Source organism: Gammaproteobacteria bacterium (genome assembly GCA_019748175.1).
GTDB lineage: Bacteria > Pseudomonadota > Gammaproteobacteria > JAIEPX01 > JAIEPX01 > JAIEPX01.
The window spans coordinates 295657-313751 of sequence record JAIEPX010000008.1 but is presented as its reverse complement, the minus strand read 5'-3'; the positions used below and the strand labels follow the sequence as shown (position 1 = coordinate 313751).

At 40.7% G+C, this 18095-nt stretch carries 16 protein-coding genes; 7 read left to right on the top strand and 9 right to left on the bottom strand.

Features of this window, described 5'->3' with window-relative positions:
* Positions 1-5 precede the first annotated feature (5 nt).
* From K2X50_04415 to K2X50_04405, 3 genes are all read left to right on the top strand, one after another.
* A complete protein-coding gene (locus K2X50_04415; protein MBX9586484.1) occupies positions 6-476 on the top strand; it encodes a hypothetical protein in 471 nt (156 codons plus the stop codon).
* 40 nt (positions 477-516) lie between these two features.
* On the top strand, positions 517-2130 hold the full coding sequence (locus K2X50_04410) for a DUF4804 domain-containing protein (protein MBX9586483.1): 1614 nt from the start codon (positions 517-519) through the stop codon (positions 2128-2130).
* Positions 2131-2325: 195 nt separating this feature from the next.
* Entirely contained in the window at positions 2326-3162 is an 837-nt protein-coding gene (locus K2X50_04405; protein ID MBX9586482.1) for a hypothetical protein, read from the top strand.
* 106 nt (positions 3163-3268) lie between these two features.
* On the opposite strand, the gene K2X50_04400 is transcribed toward K2X50_04405, so the two are convergent.
* The gene (locus K2X50_04400) at positions 3269-3532 is read right to left on the bottom strand and encodes a ParD-like family protein (protein ID MBX9586481.1); all 264 of its coding nucleotides are present in this window, start codon (positions 3530-3532) and stop codon (positions 3269-3271) included.
* 143 nt (positions 3533-3675) lie between these two features.
* Between K2X50_04400 and pip the strand changes: the two genes are divergently transcribed.
* Both pip and K2X50_04390 read left to right on the top strand, forming a co-directional pair.
* Positions 3676-4629 carry a prolyl aminopeptidase gene (gene pip / locus K2X50_04395; GenBank protein ID MBX9586480.1) on the top strand — a complete coding sequence of 318 codons (954 nt, stop codon included), beginning with the start codon at positions 3676-3678 and terminating at the stop codon, positions 4627-4629.
* Positions 4630-4718: 89 nt separating this feature from the next.
* Complete coding sequence (locus tag K2X50_04390) at positions 4719-6632, top strand: hypothetical protein (protein ID MBX9586479.1); 1914 nt, start codon at positions 4719-4721, stop codon at positions 6630-6632.
* Between the two features lie 137 nt (positions 6633-6769).
* Here K2X50_04390 and trmL read toward each other — a convergent pair whose 3' ends face one another.
* Positions 6770-7231: a tRNA (uridine(34)/cytosine(34)/5-carboxymethylaminomethyluridine(34)-2'-O)-methyltransferase TrmL gene (gene trmL / locus K2X50_04385; GenBank protein MBX9586478.1), complete on the bottom strand. Its 462-nt coding sequence runs from the start codon at positions 7229-7231 to the stop codon at positions 6770-6772.
* Between the two features lie 5 nt (positions 7232-7236).
* On the bottom strand, positions 7237-8100 hold the full coding sequence (locus K2X50_04380) for a VacJ family lipoprotein (protein MBX9586477.1): 864 nt from the start codon (positions 8098-8100) through the stop codon (positions 7237-7239).
* A gap of 396 nt (positions 8101-8496) precedes the next feature.
* On the opposite strand from K2X50_04380, the gene K2X50_04375 reads away from it, so the two are divergent.
* Positions 8497-10212, top strand: coding sequence for a DEAD/DEAH box helicase (locus tag K2X50_04375; protein ID MBX9586476.1), 1716 nt, complete (start codon positions 8497-8499; stop codon positions 10210-10212).
* Positions 10213-10254: 42 nt separating this feature from the next.
* On the opposite strand, the gene K2X50_04370 is transcribed toward K2X50_04375, so the two are convergent.
* The 6 genes from K2X50_04370 to K2X50_04345 all read right to left on the bottom strand — a co-directional run bounded on the left by K2X50_04370 (position 10255) and on the right by K2X50_04345 (position 14602).
* A complete protein-coding gene (locus K2X50_04370; GenBank protein MBX9586475.1) occupies positions 10255-11268 on the bottom strand; it encodes an NAD(P)-dependent glycerol-3-phosphate dehydrogenase in 1014 nt (337 codons plus the stop codon).
* Between the two features lie 218 nt (positions 11269-11486).
* Entirely contained in the window at positions 11487-11966 is a 480-nt protein-coding gene (gene secB / locus K2X50_04365; protein ID MBX9586474.1) for a protein-export chaperone SecB, read from the bottom strand.
* 86 nt (positions 11967-12052) lie between these two features.
* On the bottom strand, positions 12053-12334 hold the full coding sequence (gene grxC / locus K2X50_04360; protein ID MBX9586473.1) for a glutaredoxin 3: 282 nt from the start codon (positions 12332-12334) through the stop codon (positions 12053-12055).
* Positions 12335-12344: 10 nt separating this feature from the next.
* A complete protein-coding gene (locus K2X50_04355) occupies positions 12345-12773 on the bottom strand; it encodes a rhodanese-like domain-containing protein (protein ID MBX9586472.1) in 429 nt (142 codons plus the stop codon).
* Positions 12774-12820: 47 nt separating this feature from the next.
* Complete coding sequence (locus tag K2X50_04350; GenBank protein ID MBX9586471.1) at positions 12821-14161, bottom strand: beta-lactamase family protein; 1341 nt, start codon at positions 14159-14161, stop codon at positions 12821-12823.
* A 117-nt stretch (positions 14162-14278) separates the two neighbouring features.
* The gene (locus K2X50_04345) at positions 14279-14602 is read right to left on the bottom strand and encodes a hypothetical protein (GenBank protein MBX9586470.1); all 324 of its coding nucleotides are present in this window, start codon (positions 14600-14602) and stop codon (positions 14279-14281) included.
* A 620-nt stretch (positions 14603-15222) separates the two neighbouring features.
* Between K2X50_04345 and K2X50_04340 the strand changes: the two genes are divergently transcribed.
* A complete protein-coding gene (locus K2X50_04340) occupies positions 15223-17955 on the top strand; it encodes a PQQ-dependent sugar dehydrogenase (GenBank protein ID MBX9586469.1) in 2733 nt (910 codons plus the stop codon).
* Positions 17956-18095 lie beyond the last annotated feature (140 nt).

Here is an 18095-nt window from a genome sequence, read left to right as displayed (position 1 = left end):
GGGTTATGAGGCAAAAAGTTTTAGGTTTCTTTAAATTTCTACCCCCAAAGTCCACTCCCCCTTTAATCAGTGATATTGATCGCGAAGTGATAATAAGCAAAAGAAATCCTATTGGCACAACATTAGAAGTGGAACAAAAAAGAATCGAAGACGAAATAGCCCAAATTGGGCAGGATGCTATGGTACTACAGCTAGAGAAAGAAGCTGTAGCATTAACTGAAATCAATAAAAGATTGCTAGAAATCAATAAAAAATCAGAGGCTTTCCTCCCGAAACTCGAAAATCAACAGTCATCCATGAAAGAAGCCATCAAACAAACCTACATGGACATCCAAAAAGCAGGCCTCGACTTTAACAACAATAAAGCATTGTACGAAACTCAAGGAACTCTTAGACGACGCCAAATGGTTATTGAAAAAAATCCCAACCTCTTAAATTTAGACTATAATATCAAAATGACAGAGACAAAATATTAAGTATTTTCTGCAATCGTAAAGGCATCTATTGAGGAAAGCTATGAAGAGAGGTACACGCTTATTTTCAAGTTATATATCGCCATTTTCTCGACCAGCGATAGCAAGTCTCAAAAGTAAGCTGATTGACTCTTATAGTCATTCTTCTTTCTTACATTCATTAATGAATGATTTTTCTAGAAGTCCGTACAAAAACCCTCTCGCACTCATTAATCGTGATACTCCACCACAATATTCCGATTCAGAATTAGAAGTTCAGGAAGCCTGTAAAAATTCTTCTCGAATTGTAGTAGAAAAAAAACATATGGGGGTGCTGTATCAATATTTCACTGAAGCCAGAACCACAGATTCAATCATGGGTCGTTTTTATAATACAATGAATTTCGAAGATTTTTTACAACGACTTTTTCAAAAACGATTTTTGACTTGCTATTTAAATGGCAGATTATTAATTCCACGCGACAAATCAGATGTCTTAGGAAAAGCCCTCTTTAAAGATAAGGTTAGTAAATTATTGAGTGGGTCAAACCCTTTCTCTCATCATCGACAATTATTATTAAATATTGGTACTGAAGCAGATCGTGATGAAATATTTAAAGAATATTTGACACTTCACGAATTAATACTAACACCTATGCTTTTAGCGCAAACAATATCTATTATCATCGGTACTGGATCACGTTCAATTGATTGGCCCTATGTTAGGGAGGCCGAATTATCAGCAGATCTAGTCGTACTTACAAACACAGTCGCACCTGAATTTGGTAATGGCGCTACACTACATCCTGATTTTATTTTTTGTGTGCTTTTAGAGAATCACTCACCTCAATTTTCAACGCGCATCAATAATATTAAAGAGAACACTCCTCTCCTGAATGCAGCAAGACAATTGTATGGGGGAAAACTTGCTATTGATTATACTGGTGATGATGCAAGAAAAAATCTTAACGATGAGTTTCTTCCTCTAAACGTAATGGGAGTTGATGTCTGGTTGTATAAACCTGCTTACCTTGCTCGAATTAAATCTTTGTTAAAAACATTATTCTTAAGTAACGATGAAGCAATGCGCAGAGCTGATACCGGCACAGTTTTTACTCTAAAAGGTATGGGACTAGGTGAATTTGGATTTTCTGAACCGCATAATCAGGAACAGTTAGAGCAATTATTTGTTCAAGCTGTAAAAGAAGTATTAAATGAAAATGCAAAAAGATTTACGCATATTCGAACTGTAAGCTTAACTAATCTCCCAAGTGATTGGAAAGACTGGAGTACAAATCATTGGATGGACCCTCGGGAAGAGGCCAAAATTGATGGCGTACGTCTTGTTAGAAGCGTGACCACACCCACCTCTAAGACATTACCTAATGATCATAATGAAATTGGCGGAACCCATTTTTGCGGCGATTCAGGCTCTTTTATAGGGAATGAAGGACAAATCGGTTTAGGAAGAGAAAATAGCGATGACCCTGCCACCTTATACTCTATGTTAGACCCTACACAACTCGATCCTAGACATAATCCCCGGTTACAATCGGCGGACTCTATCGTCATTCTGGATAGTGAGGCCAATACACTCACGCCCTTTAGGCAAAGCGATTTTGGTAAACGCTTCGACGCCAATGCCCCAAATAGCCCTCTGACCCATCGATTTGATTAATTAAGGCCCGAATCACCTGTATCTGTAAAACTAATGTGTTTGCAGCCCCAAACCCGCTCTAAGCCACTTCAAGACTACTATAAAGCCACCATAGTACTTTCTCACTTCAAACTTATACAAATTTAATATTTTGTTAACAATTAGCCTGTACAATCTATATCACATTGTTAATTAATCCTTAGTTGAGGCAGGTATATGAAAAAAGGTATTGAAACTGTTAGACGAGTTTGTAAAAGTAAAATTAAGGCATTCTTTGAACCGGAAAAGCTCCACACAGCGGTTTATTCAGACCAAGCCGAGGTTATTTTCAGACGTGATGGGAGGCCAATAACCACTATTGCAAACGATGGCGGCTATATAGGGCGTGAGTTTTCAGATGAGGTCAAAACATTACGTAATTATGTTCTAGGCAACCGTCCACTTATTGGTTATGGTGGTTGCATATGTCCACATTTTGCGATCAACTGGGGCAAAGACAGAGAGCCGATGGATATGCATGTTCATATCACTGATCCCACCGCTAATAAAGTAATTGTTGTATCGAACGCGGCCTTAAGATATCAAATTGGTGAATTATCTCGCGAATTAGGCAGCAGTGGTAAATCATTGACAATTCATGATGTATTGGCAGAACAAGAGTATTTGACTGTGCATAATGTTGCAATGAATCAATTTATTGTATCTGTTGGCAAGGATCATATTAGTCAATTACAAGAAGGTCTCTTGGTGCCCAATCAATTAAACGTGAGTGATATAGACAAGTCAGCTCCTGAAGTTGTTTCATTGCCCGATTTACAAAATGGAACTTCATTACTTTTAGCATGCATACGTTCAGGATCTCTAGATAAAGCTGAAACGTTAGCTACAAAGATGAAAGTCGAACGCGTGTTAAAAGAAGGTGATAAAAACGGCTATGAAAAGAAAACTCAACAGGAATTATTTTGCTTCTGGAAATCTGCAAATCCGACAAACGATGCGAAAATGCCTGAAGAGAAACACTTCTCAATTAGCATGACGGAAAAGAAGCAATAGAGTGATGTGAAGTTTGTGGTCAAAACCTAAATTCAGGTTTTGACCACTTATCCATAGTTGAAATCCACCCATCACTACTGCTAGCGCCATTTCACAATACGGTGTCTCATTTATTTTTCTTAAGCGTACCTTTGCTCTTCTTAATAGAAGAGCTAGTTTCAGGTATGAAGGGTTCCAGAGCCCCCTTATCCCGCCCCTTCGCCATTAGAATGTCTCGGACAAAATCAGTAGGCAAATCAGGGTTTTCCAGAGCTGCTTTTCCTATAGTAGCCCAATACTCTATCTGCTGGGCTGTACTACGAAATTCAGCCTTTGCTACTTTAGAAGCTGCCTGATATAACTTGTCACTAACTCGTACGGCTATACTCATAAAATCCACCTTGCTACTTATGTCACAATTAACAACAATCGTAACATAAGTATAGCACAGACAGAAGATCTTATTGCTGTTGACATCAATAACTGATCGCTCTTTAATGACTGCATAATTTACGTGTTTAAGGAGCGAACAAAATGTTAAGTAGTTATCCGGCTATTCAACCTTATGAACAACATATGCTGTCTGTAGCAGAGCCTCATCAATTGTATGTGGAAGTGTGCGGAAATCCTAATGGCATGCCTGTATTGTTCGTTCATGGTGGACCGGGGGGTGGATGTTCAGAAGATCATCGTCGATTTTTTGATCCTAATAAATATCGCATTATTTTATTTGATCAACGCGGCAGCGGTCGATCAACTCCGCATGCTGATCTAACTGAAAATACAACGCAAGCATTAGTCAGTGATATGGAAATGATTAGGGATTTTTTAGGGGTGGATCAATGGGTATTGTTTGGTGGCTCTTGGGGTTCGACCTTGAGTTTAGTCTATGCTCAAACATACCCAGATCGTGTGGCCGGACTGATTTTGCGAGGCATTTTCCTTTCACGACAGCACGACATGTATTGGTTATTCAACGGTAAAGGTGCGAATTACGTATATCCCGATTATTGGGAAGATTTTACTTCTGCCGTGAATCTGAATGGCCATAGTAATTATATTGATGCGTATCATGCCGTATTGACCGGAGAAGACGAAGTGGCTCGGATGGCTGCAGCAAAAGCCTGGTCAGCTTGGGAAGGTCGGTGCTCATCTTTGCAGCTTACTCAAGATGCCATGCAATGGACTTCTGATCCTCACACTGCTCTGAGCCTGGCTCGTATAGAATGCCATTATATGGTGAACAACTGCTTCCTCGCCCCCAATCAAATTTTGGATAATATGGATAAAATAGAGAATATCCCGGGGATTATTGTTCACGGTCGTTACGATATGGTCTGCACCTTTGAAAATGCTTGGCGCCTACACAAAGCCTGGCCAGCCTCGACATTGCAGATTATTCCCGATGCCGGGCATTCCAGCAAAGAATCCGGAATTATCGATGCTTTAGTCAGAGCGACCCAGACCATGATTGAGCAAATTCGATGAAAAATTATGATATTCAAGCAATTTTGCATTGACTTTACCCTGAAGCCACTATAGAATCTCATGTAACTAATCAACATCCTGGAGCCAATATGAAACTCAAAACACCGGCATTAGTAGAAGAAGTCAAAACACCTTTGTTAGAACATATAGACTACTTACCCCCCTTAGCATGGCTCACACGAGTATTATTAGATCCTTCTATTACCTCTTCTTATAACGAACCCGAGTTTCAAGACAAAGACGGAAAGTTGGTTGATAGTACAGGTCAAGCGCACTTATCAGTTGCTTCTGAAGACAATGAACATGATTTTTTATTGGGCCAAACTGCAAACGAAACAGCTGAGACAGAAGCAGAACGCGAGCTTCGACCTCTTATACCACGCATTAAAGCGTATCTTACTTATGTAGCAAAAAAAGTGTTTGTTGAAACTTATGAGTTTGATGGGCTTCACCTTTCTGATGCTACGTATACCGGTGCAGATGGAACAGAAAGAGTCTATCCGGACGATGAATTAACGTCATCAATGATTGCCTGGACTATTTTTGGATTCCCTAATCGACCACAATGGTTAAAAGGTCATTTTCGCGAATTAGTGCATGATAGGTGGACAATACTAAAAAATATGTTTGGAAGCGATATTCACCCAGATCCAAAACAATATCGTCTCACCGGTAAAAAAATCGGTGTCGGTACTCGATTAGTGCTATTAATCGGCATTCTGGTTGAAGCACTCTTCATAAAGACTACAATTTTCCTGATAAAAGCGATTGAAATTATCCCTAAGATCGCTCTGAACATTTTTAAATTTGTTACCGAATATATTCCTTCGTTCTTGAAAAATGTAACTGGTACTTTAATTGGCCAAACAACAAAAAATATTGCTCTTACTACAGAACTTTATAATATGGGTAAATTATCAGTCGGCTATTTAATCGGTGGTTATTTAGTATTCGGAATCGCTACGCTGATGTTGGCTCCGATTCATTATGCATTTCGTTTTGCCACTATCGCGACAACTGCTTTCGCGTCGCCACTCAAAAGTGCAAAAGCAGCATGGGCGTTGGGCTCATCATTTGTGATCCATGAAAAACTCGGTAACTTCAATTATATCCCAGTAGTGCTGATGGGGAGTATTTTCTTAGCTGCAAGCATTGCACTGTCTTCAGCATTGTGGGCGATTGCATTACCGCTTGTGTTTACTGGGCTAACTTCCTTATTTCCAGCCTTAACTGGCGTGATCAACGGTCTATTAGCTTCTCCGTTTGTTGCCAGCAGCTGGGCGACCATTAATACAGCCATTGCCTCTGCATGGTCTTATGTAGGACTAACAGCAGCGTTTGCTTATGCTTCCAGCGCATTAGCAACCTACATGGGGATTCACATCGCTGCATCAACGCTCGCAGTCGGTGTTGCAACTGCTCTTGTTGCCACTCCAACCGTTATTTTCGCTGCACGCATTGTTGAAGCCTTTAGTAATGGTTGGGCTCGGTTAAACCAGATGTCATTCAGATCAGCATTTTTCCCTGTGTTTTTTGCACCGGAAAAAGATGGCAGTGTACATGGGCATAATCACCATCATGGTCACGGCGAGGAAGTAAATCTTCAAGAACATCCCTCTCGAGACACTTACAGAGTGGTTGGAAATAAGAACGATTCAGTTGAAGAAGTTGATAATGCAGCCCACAATGCTCATAGATTTGGATCAGCTGTAGACGGAAAACCTCATACAAAAGTGTGGGCATATAACCCTGCAACAAAACAACTGACTGTTGATGGGCGAATTCCGACTACCCATGACTTAGATGAATCAGTTAATGTTCACGAATCAGATGCAACTGATAGCGTAATAAAGATGACAGTTACTCTTCCCAATGTTAATGATGGCTACTTCAATCTTACTTTCGTTGAAAGTAAACTTATTAAGTGTGATTTCCGGGAAACTAAGTCACACGTTATGGAAAAATTACGTTCGCCAGTCAAAACGCTTTCTTCGATCAATTAAGAAGTGATTGAAAGGGTCAGATCTAATAATAACGCAAACTTTGTGTTTAGAGATACTCAGCTTTTAATGCAAGTATGCGTTTAGATTAGACCTGACCCTTTTCGTGATCTTTACCCAGCTTTGGCCTCTTTGTTCACCTATGCAAATCCACTCTGTCGCCACGCCTCATATAATATTATTGCAGCAGCATTCGACAAATTTAAACTACGACTATCCGGCAACATGGGAATTCTCAAACAATTTTCTTTGGGAAGTGATTCCAAAATATTTTTCGGCAATCCTCGCGTCTCAGGGCCTAGCATTAAATAATCACCCGACTGAAAATGAACGTCAGTGTAATTAACAGAACCTTTTGTTGTAATGGCAAATAATCTCGCTGGATTATTTTGATTTAAAAAATCACTGTAATTCTCATAGATTTTAACAGACGCAAATTCATGATAATCCAATCCTGCACGACGTAATCGCGCATCATCTAATTCAAAACCTAGCGGTTTAATTAAATGTAATTGCGCACCGGTATTTGCACACAATCGAATAATATTGCCGGTGTTTGGCGGAATCTCAGGCTCATATAAAACAACGTGAAATTCAGCCACAATTTTTAACCAATAACATCAGGCAGATTTTTTCCCGAGTTCGATTGGGAATCAGCGTCTTTTTTTGTTCCTTTTTTATCTGACTTAATATCTTTTCGCACATTATCCTGAGACGTTTTACTTTGATCATCTCCTGATTCAGGTGCAGGAGCCACTGAAGCAACTCTTCCATTCATTTGTGTTTTAATGTCGTTTTCCCGTTTTTGTAGATACGCATCTCGCACTAAAATATACGGATCAAAGGCTTCATCGATCACTTTATCAGTAGGACGTAACTCAGCGCGAGTTTGCAGTTTTTCAGTGAAATAAATTTTCCACGCTACATTTTCGGGCTGAATATAAGGCCAAAAAGTAAATGCGTAAACATTACACGGCACTGCCACTAAATCACGGAAAGTATAAATTCCAATAAAAGGCATCACGATATAGTTTGATTGTTTCCATCCCCAACGAGCCATCGTGATTCCAAAATCTTGTTGATGTAAAGGAAATCCTACTCTCTGAGCGACATCTAAAAATCCTACTAATCCAAATGTAGAATTTAAAACAAACCGTGCACTATCTTGATACGCGTAACGCATTTCGCCTTGTAATATATCGTTGATCACACGAGAGGGTTCATAAAGGTTAGAAAACATCCTGCCAATTCCGCCTTGAACAGGAACGGGTGTTAATGTGTCATAAACATCAGCGAGGGGACGCAGGAGGACATAATCCAATGAGCGGTTAAATTTAAACATCTCGCGATTATATTTCTCATAGGGATCAATCTTGTTACTGGTGGTAGCGCATGCTGCTAATACCAACACTGAACTAAGCACGAGGGCCCTATGGCATCGTTTAAGGATTTGCGTCACATTTTTATTCATACCTGACTTCCTGTCGTTAAAAAGTTTGACCTGGATATTGCATAACTAATCGTAGCGACAAGCACAAGAGTGCTGAAATCTTCTGTAGATTCAGCGTTATTGTGCTTCGCAGTAGATTGCTTATGCAATATCCAGGTCTTAACTATACCAGAGATCAATTGTTGAACATAGAGGCGCCAGACCCTTGTAAGAGTATCAGGAAGGAGTTTCCTGCTTTAGCGTGAACTACTCGTGACTTTTAAAATTTTTCAGTGTATAATAGTCGTTTTCAAGTGGTTGCTATGGGCTCAGCGCGGTTGCGGATAGGTCAAGGTAATTACACTGTACGGTACCTGTCCCACCCAATAACAGTGAATACAGGGCATAAACAAACTAGCAAGCGATACTGAGGACTCTATGACCACATCAACACCTATTATTACATTCGATAAGTTAGGGCTTAACCCTAAACTTCTACCCTCTTTGGCCAATCAAGGCTACGAATTGCCTACGCATATTCAAGCTGAATGCATACCCATTATGCTATCGGGCAGAGACTTACTCGGACAAGCCTCAACAGGCACTGGTAAAACGGCTGCTTTTGCATTACCAATTTTATCCAATTTAGACGAGAATCAAATACCACCCCAAGCCCTAATTTTAACTCCGACCCGCGAATTAGCGCTTCAAGTTTCAGAGGCTTTCCAAACCTATGCTAAAAATGCCATCAAAGATTTTCATGTTCTGCCTGTTTATGGCGGCACCGATTATCGCGGTCAATTACAAGCACTCAAACGCGGCGTTCATGTCGTCGTCGGAACACCCGGACGAATTCTTGATCATTTAAATCGAGGCACTTTAGTTTTATCACAACTCAAAACTGTGGTACTGGATGAAGCAGACGAAATGTTAAATATGGGATTTTTAGAAGATGTTAAAACTATCCTTTCAAAAATTACAATTCCTCATCAAGTCGCTTTATTTTCAGCAACTATGCCCGCTAGTTTACGCAGTATAGTGAACGAACATTTAAAAGATCCAGCTAAAATACATGTCAAACAAAGCTCCGCTTCAAAGGTGAATATTGATCAAGGCTATATGGTCGTCAGTCATCAACATAAATTGGAAGCGCTCACACGCTACTTAGAAGTTGAAGATATTGAAGGTGTATTAATTTTTACTCGTACAAAAATTGGATCCGAAGAAGTTGCCAATAAACTTGAAGCGCGCGGTTATGCTGTCTCTGCATTAAACGGCGATATGCCACAATCCGCTCGTGAAAATGTTATCCGCAAAATTAAAAATGGTTCTTTGGATATTATTGTCGCGACAGAAGTTGCCGCAAGAGGACTTGATGTCGAGCGAATTAATCATGTAATTAATTATGATATTCCACAAGACATTGAATCCTATACGCATCGAATTGGACGCACAGGTCGTGCAGGTAGAACAGGCAAAGCAATGCTGTTTGTTTCTCCACGCGAAACACGAATGCTGCGTGCTATTGAAAATTCCAGCGCATCACCCTTAAAAGAATTGCAACCACCCACTACAAGTCAAATTAACAAAAAAAGAGCAGATGTTCTTAGCCTTGAAATTGGGAAAATTCTGGCTAATACCTCTTTAGATTATTATCGAGAATTAGTTAAGAGATTAGCGCATGATCATGAATGTTCTGAAACTGATATTGCTGCGGCATTTGCTTCACTGAGTGGCAAAGCGAATCCAGCGTCTGCAAAATCACAAGAAACTTTCGTTGAAAAATCTGATCAACCTAGAGATCGAAATAATGGTCGCCCCAGCAATTTTAAACGTAGCTTCAATGATAAACGTCCTGATAAAAAAAGACGTTTCGGTGAAGGCAATGACAGAGATGCGAATAAGAAACGTGGTAACGCAGAAAATAAACCACGCAATGCTGAAAGTAGACCGCGTAATGCTGAAAGTAGACCACGCAATGCTGAAGATAGACCGCGTAATGCAGAGAATAGACCACGTAATGCTGAAAGTAGACCACGTAACGCAGAGAATAGACCACGTAATGCTGAAAGTAGACCACGCAATGCTGAAGATAGACCACGTAACGCAGAAAATAGACCGCTTTTTAAAAAGAAATTATCAACCAATCGATAATACGAAATGTTTTATCCTAGATTCTACATTTAGAATCTAGGATTATTCTGATTTTAAGCTTCGCATTAATAAAGCTTGAACTGCTTCCGCCGCAGTAATTTGACCTTGTACAACTCTGCTAACTTGTTCAAGAATGGGCATTTCAATGCCAAGAGACTGAGCGCGTTTAGCAACGATAATGGCATTTTGTCTTCCCTCTACCACTTGTCCCACTTCTTTTTCTGCTTGATCAAGAGGGTGTCCTTGCCCCAACGCAAAACCAAATCGCCAGTTGCGTGATTGACTACCGGTACAGGTGAGAACTAAATCACCTAATCCTGCAAGCCCCATAAAAGTTTCCATTTTGCCGCCTAGCGCAATTCCTAACCGACTCATTTCAGCAAGCGCTCGTGTGATGAGCGCACAACGGGCGTTGGCACCATAACCTAATCCATCAGAAATTCCGGCAGCGATCGCGAGGGGATTTTTGACTGCGCCACTGATTTGTACACCAATAATATCGGTGTTGATATAGGGTCTAAATGTGCGAGTATGAAATCGTTCAACCAGCTCGTTGGAAAATGTTGAGTCATGACTCGCAACAGTAATAGCAGTCGGTAAATTTTGCGCTACTTCTGCAGCAAAACTCGGGCCAGCAAGAACTGCCGTAGGAATTGACCATGAAACCAAATCTTGCACCACTTCGTGCAATAATTTACCTGTAGAAGGATCAAGACCTTTTGTTGCCCATGCTAATCGAGAATTTGTATTGAGCAACGGTAATAATTCTGTGATGAGTTCGCGAAATGCGTGACTGGGTACGACAATTAAAATATCACTGACGCCATGCACTGCTTCTTGTAAATCAGCAGTCACTGAAAGCGACTCAGGAAAAGGACATTGCGGCAAGTAAACTGCATTAACTCGCTGTCGTGACATTTCAGCTATTCGCTCGGGATTTCTGCCCCATAATCGGATAGTTTGGCCACGTTGAGAAAGTAATATGGCTAGTGCTGTTCCCCACGAGCCTGATCCTAAAACAGCCATGGGAGAAAATGTATTTTGATCAGATAGCATATTTTCGAATTTCCTATTTGAAAAATTTATCTCAGAAAAGTGAGGTCAGGTCGAGGGATGCTTCCTTTCATATATTCAGGGGAGAGAATCACTATTCTCTCCCCTAAACCCCTCATCACGAGAGGAAAATCTTCTACACCTTGAGTGCAAATGATTTCCGTTAGGCGGGAATTGCTGGAGCTGACTCCACTTCCTAATCTGCGAAAATCTTTTTCAAATTAATTCGTTGTAACGCCTTCTTCACCTTGTTTCAATTGTTGCTGATAGACAGCATCAAAGTTGATAGGTGCCAAATACAATTGTGGAAATCCACCACGAGTGACTAAACTTGTGATCGTTTCGCGCGCATAGGGAAATAAAATGTTTGGACAGAAACTGCCTAAAAGTTGGCTGCGCTGTTCTTCATTAAAATTACCAATGCTGAAAATGCCCGCTTGTTTTGTTTCTGCGAGAAAAGCTGTTTTTTCTTTGATTTTCACTGTGACTGTGACACCCAAGATAACTTCGTACACATTTCCTTCAAGGACACTGCTGGTTGTTTGCAAATCAATATTTACTTTAGGTTCCCAAGGTTCGCGGAAAATGTTTGGTGATTCTGGTGATTCAAAAGAAGAATCCTTAACGTAAATTCGTTGAATCGCAAATTCTGGACCATGCTCTCCGTTTTCAGTTGCTCCGACATTTTCTGATGCATTCATAATCTTTCCTCTTTAAAAAATTTCAATTTAACCTACTGAGAGACTTCCCCATTCTCTCGACCTATTAACCGATTGGGTTGATGATATTATAGCGAAGATTGGGAGTCTGTGCGACTTCCACTTAAGAGTTTTGTTAGTTCTCCCGATTTGTCTAGAGCATAAAGATCATCACAACCGCCTATATGTTGATCATCAATGAAGATTTGCGGCACGGTTCGGCGGCCACTACGCTCCATCATGATCTCTCTTTCCTTGGGATCGAGATCGACTCGAATCTCTTGGAATTCAATTCCTTTTTTGGCTAGAAGCTCTTTGGCGCGGACGCAGTAAGGGCAGTTTGCAGAACTATAGACGACAACGTTTGACATGGCGAGCCTCCTATTCAATAACGGTTGTTACAGGCAATCCTTCTTGCCGCCACGCAGATAATCCACCACCCAAATAGCACGCTGAAAGACCTTCTTGTTGCAGTAACTTAAGCATAGGATTAATGCCACTACCATTGCTATCAATCAGTATGATGGGTCGATTTTTGGCTTTTTGCAGTTGCGCTTGTTGGTCCTTGAAGTTTTCAGGGGTAATGTTGAGCGCACTGATGATATGGCCTTGTTGATATTCTTCTTTTTTTCGAACATCAATGACTAGGGCTTTTTCGTGATTGATGAGTCGGGTCATCTCGGTACAATCTATACGTTGTGCGCCGCCTTGACGATCTTTCAGTTCGAAAAACAGCAGTGTTCCTAGCGTAATGACAAAAGCCAACGTTAAAGGCCAGTGGGCTAATAAAAATGGCAAAAGATCGTTCAATGGTTTCTCCTCTATCTATAAGCCCTCGATCCTACCAACATTTTTCTTTACTTTCTATAAGGAAACAAGGCCTCTTGATGTTCAACTACCTGTTTCGGCAAATCAAGAACTCGTTGAAGGAAAGTTTCTAGGCCCGAATTAGGTTGGCGACTAAGCTCCTTCGCTAGCTGCGATTTTAAATGCTCTTCCAAGTCCGGAGTATTATCACGATGAATTTCACCAAAATTTTCGGGATGCTTTGTGAGTATGGAAATTACATTTTTTTTTAATTTTTCTTGCCAACCTGCTTGATTCCGCAGTTCATATTTTCCGAAAGTCTCTAAACTTATTTGGCGTTTTTCTCTGAGTTGTTCAGACGTTTCAAAATCATATTTTTTGTTGAGATATTGCAATGCTGGCGTGAGTTCTTTTAGGCCTTTGGATATGAGTTGATTAGTGATGGATAAACCGTTCCACGAATTGGCAAAATAAACGAAGCCTGTTTGCGATTCGATATTGATCGCGACAAACGCTTTGCTATCTCCGTTATCTCCCCAGTGAAATGCAATAATGCCTTCTTCCGTTTTGAGTAATCCCCAACCGAGTCCCCATGATAATTGTTCTAAATCCGTCGGAGATACACCTTTTTCAATTGCCCAACGATCTGTGCTGAGTGTCTTTTCTTTGGAAAATTCAAAAGCGGATTGCAATAATTCATCGCGTGCTTGCACCCAAGCAACAACAAAGCGCGCATAATCGTCTGCCGTGGTATAAAGGCCTGAAGCGGCTGTTGCAGTTGTCGCAGGCGCAACAGGTAATGATTTTTTCATATCAGCGTTATGATGCACAGCGACGGGTTGATCTGTTGGGCGAGTCATGTACGAATGACGCATAGGAACTTGATCGAAAATAAATTCTTGTGTCAGTTCTGCGTATGTTTTTCCCGTGCGCTTTTCGATAATTTTTTGCAACAAAAAATAACCATAACCTGAATAGCCAAATTTTTCCCCAGGGTTTGCATAAAATTTCATATCAGCCGCATCGCCAGCATTTGGCAATCCAGAATGGTGTGTAAAGATTATTCGGGCAGTAAGTTGTTCACGTTCATTATACTGATTCAACGCATGATATTCGGGAATATCTTGTATGTCTTGCATTTTTCCAAACGGCTGATCCAAATCAATTACGCCTAGTTTAGCTAATTTCAACACTAACATGGCAAACAGAGGTTTAGTTAATGAAGCAGCTTCAAACACGGTTTTTTCCGTGACTGGAGTGTTCAAACTCCGATCTGCAACACCCAAAGCGATAGACTCTTGCGGCTTGCCATTGATCACCTGACAAAAAGAAATACCCGGAATTTTTCCCACTGCAAGTAATGATGTTATTTCTGCTTTTGACCAACTCATATTTCACCTTTATATCGTAGTGTTGTGCCCATATTGAAATTATAGCATTTACGTGTTGAAGCGTCGCGTTTTGAGTTGTGAGAAGTTTCGTTTATATGTTGGAATAAGTGTTCTTACTTAGGATCTTATGCTCCATACTTCCTTTGCTTGGGCCCAAGCTTCCTCTTGAGCATTTATCAGACGTAATATAATTTCATCCAACTGAATAGTCGTTCTTTTAATCGAGAGATTTTCTCCTTTAATAGCCAATCCAAACGCATCTTCTACACCCGGGATTAAATAACGGTGTAAATTAATTCCTAGCAATTCAAGATGACGTTGATAATCACGAAATATATCATTGTTATCTTGACCAATTAATTCAAGCATTCTATTTTGAAGTTGTGTGAACAATTTTGAAGAATAAAACCTTGCATTTTGCTGATCTTTATTTTGCCGCATAATAATCAACTCTATCTAAATTGAAAAAATGCAGAATATCGATGGCCAGCAATAAAGTCAAATCTTAGAACCCACCTGAAAACATCTTAGATTCAGGCCATAATTCTAGTTTAAACCATATGAAAATATTGCTTATGTTTTTGAAAGATGTTGCTGATATCGTATCAGTGGGAAGAAAGCCTAAAAAAAAGAAATCTAAATAACAATAATCTTTATCTTTACTTAGGTGCTCACCATTATGCAAATTGTTGTTGATACAAATGTAATTTTCTCAGGCATTTTTTTTCATGGCCCGCCGGGTAAAATACTGGAAAATATTTTGACTACAGATCTTTCCATGGTTTCCCCTCTATCTACAAGTCATCGACCCTACCAATATCACAGCGCAGAATCAATTTTATCCTATAAGCCAGACCTATTATTGATGCAACACTGAAATCCCAAAAATATACGTTTCATGATATTTTCAATATTTGACTTATCTTAATTTTGTACTATATTTAAATTGTGATTATCATTTAGCGTATTTTTGCTATAAAAAGGTATTTTAATATCAATACAGTAGTTTTTGTGTGACGGAGGAATCCTCCCCACACGAAACTCAACACTTGAGGTGAAATATGAGTAGCTCTAAACCCTCCAAGTCTCATTTGATCAAAAGTAATAGGCTATGCTCACCGCCCGAAGCAGGCATGGGTAAGCTTAGTTCAAAGCCTCGAACACATTTTCAGGCTAAAATGCTAGGATCATTTTGTCTTGGAACTTTCTTGATCGGATATTCTTTGAATGTTTTCGCAGATGCGGGCCCAATGCCTGACCCAACGATGGTCGACCCTAATTTAACAGTTAGCACTCTCTATAGCGATCTAGATGGATTTGATCACCCAACATCAGCTGCGGATACGATAGTCGATACCAAAAGCCTCCGAAACCCAATTGGAATGGTATTTCTTCCTAACAAAAATCCCACTGTTAAATACGACATGCTAGTACTCGAAAAAAATACTGGTAAGGTCAAAAGAATCAAATTTGACTTAAATGGCACACCTATGGGAGACCCTGTGACCGTGCTCGATTTAGCTGTTAATAACTTTAGTGAAAGGGGACTGTTATCCATTGCACTACATCCCGACTTCACTAACAAAGGTGGAAAAGTCTATCTGTTTTTTACAGAAAGATTAGCAGTAAATAACACTCCTAGCGGATTCAGCACATTGGCAGGTGCATCTACTAGAGTATGCCTTTCTGCAGGCCCTGTGACTGCTGGATGCCCGGCTGGACCAACTTATCCGGCTAGCGTTAGTCGGTGGATTGGACCTAATGCGGGAGATATAGCCCCACTAGCTAACGATCAGTTGTTTACAGGAACAAGAATTACCGTCCCTACATCTGTTTTCAACGGTATTTCAAATGTTACTGTCCCTGCATCAAGTAGTAACCAAGTAATTTTACCCGCAAACATCATCACTGCTGATGACAATGATGATACTAGCGCAACCGTTGTGACATCTCCTGCTGGTCCGCCAGCTTTTGGCGCTGACACTATCCCAGCGTCAGTAGATGCTCCTAAAACCCCACTATTGGGCAATCGTGTAGCATATTTTAACTTTGACCCAACTGCATCCGCTACCTTAGCAGGATCTGGTGTAGTAAACACAAGCGGTGGAGCTTTAACTTACGCTGGCGATATCATTCGTCTGCGATCATTCCAAAATGATCGAAATACTCGAAACACATCTAAGATAAGCGCTGGGGTTGACTATTGTGTCTCTAGAGCCGCAGATGGCACTTGCCCACCTGCAGTTGCGTTTTGGACTCGTAATTTTAATGGTAACCACAACAGCGGAAAAATTGTCTTTGGGCATGACAAGAAACTTTACATCATGCTGGGAGATGCTGGTCGAAGAGGAATGACTCAAAATATTAAGAAAAATCTTGGTATTCTCAAGGATGGTCAACTCATGGGTAAAGATGACATATTTGGTGGCATAGCACCAGATAATGCCCATATGACCGGGGTTGTTTTACGCCTCAACGACAATGGCACTGCACCCAGCGATAACCCCTTCTACGCGAAGGCATCAAAACGAGTTGTTGAAACTGAAGCCATCCTTGGGCGTTCTCTCAATATTGCTTCAGACAACATTCATCCTAGCAGCGAAAAAGTTGAAGTCTTGAATAACTTCAAAAAAATCTATGCTTATGGCCTACGTAATGGCTTTGGTCTTGCGATTGACCCCTATAGTGGAAATCTTTGGGATGCTGAAAACTCTGGAAAGGCATTCGAAGAAATCAATCTTATCAAAAAAGCGCATAATGGTGGTTGGATTCAAGTGATGGGACCGATTGACCGCATGGATGGCCCTGGGGGTAATTCATCCAGTTTCTTCTCACAGTTAGGTGACTTCCCAAGTGTAACGCCAGACGCGGGCTATCCGTCTTCTGTAACTCCGCCTACTGGCCTACTGCCAAGTTTAATGCCTACTACATGGGGTGATTTCAAAGCCATTGAAACATTATGGGGAATTGGTCGTTCAGGTGGGATAGGTCTTTCAGGTGCAGCTCTGACAAACACATTAACAGGACCTAGGGGCGTTCAGCAACCTCGATTCTTAGCTGCGCCATTACCAGGTTTTCCGAATAGCGATGTCATAGCAGCATCAAAAGCCGAAGCATTAGATGCAATGTATATGCCTGAAGGAGCTCATCTTAGAGATCCTCTCTATAGCACCAAACATGTGGTGGCTAATGGTGGATTAGGCTTTATTAATGGCAAAGCTCTTGGAAAGCAAAATAAAGGCGACCTGGTATTTGGGTCCGGTGTAACTCGGCAACAGTTAGAGACTGTTACGAATACCATCCTGACTAGACCTACTGGTGCCCCTTCTACCAACGGTTATGAAGGAACTGATTATTTCTATAATTGGCTCCTCACTTCCCCATTAATTCCAAAACCTGACGGTAGCCTGTCAACAAGTAACTATGGACATTTGTACAAGTTACATGTCAAAAGCCACCATAGGAGTAAAATTGGATATTCTGATCCAGCTCTCTTTGACGGTGTTGCCGATAATCGAGGAATAGATGACTGGGTCACTGAACAATCCTCAGTCCTCTTCGGATTAAACTTTGGTACAGTAACTGATGTCGTCACAGGTCCAGATGGCAACTTGTTCGTCTTATCGTTAAATAGGCTCGTTTGCAAAGGCGCGGTGACTTCAGGTTGTACTGGTAATGCAGCAAATGATGTCTCTGGAACCGGTAGAATTTACATGATTTCCAAAGTTCCAGGTACACCTGAAGGCTCAGATGACGATGGCGACCGTGAAGATAATGATAGTAATGAAGACTAAGGCAATTTTAAATTAGATTGACTTGATTATGTCTTGAAGCCGGGAGAAGTAAAAATCTCCCGGCTTTTCTTTTCGGAGGTCATTTATATAGAGTAACAGAGTAAACGATGAAATTGGACGGCCACAGAGATCTTGAAGAA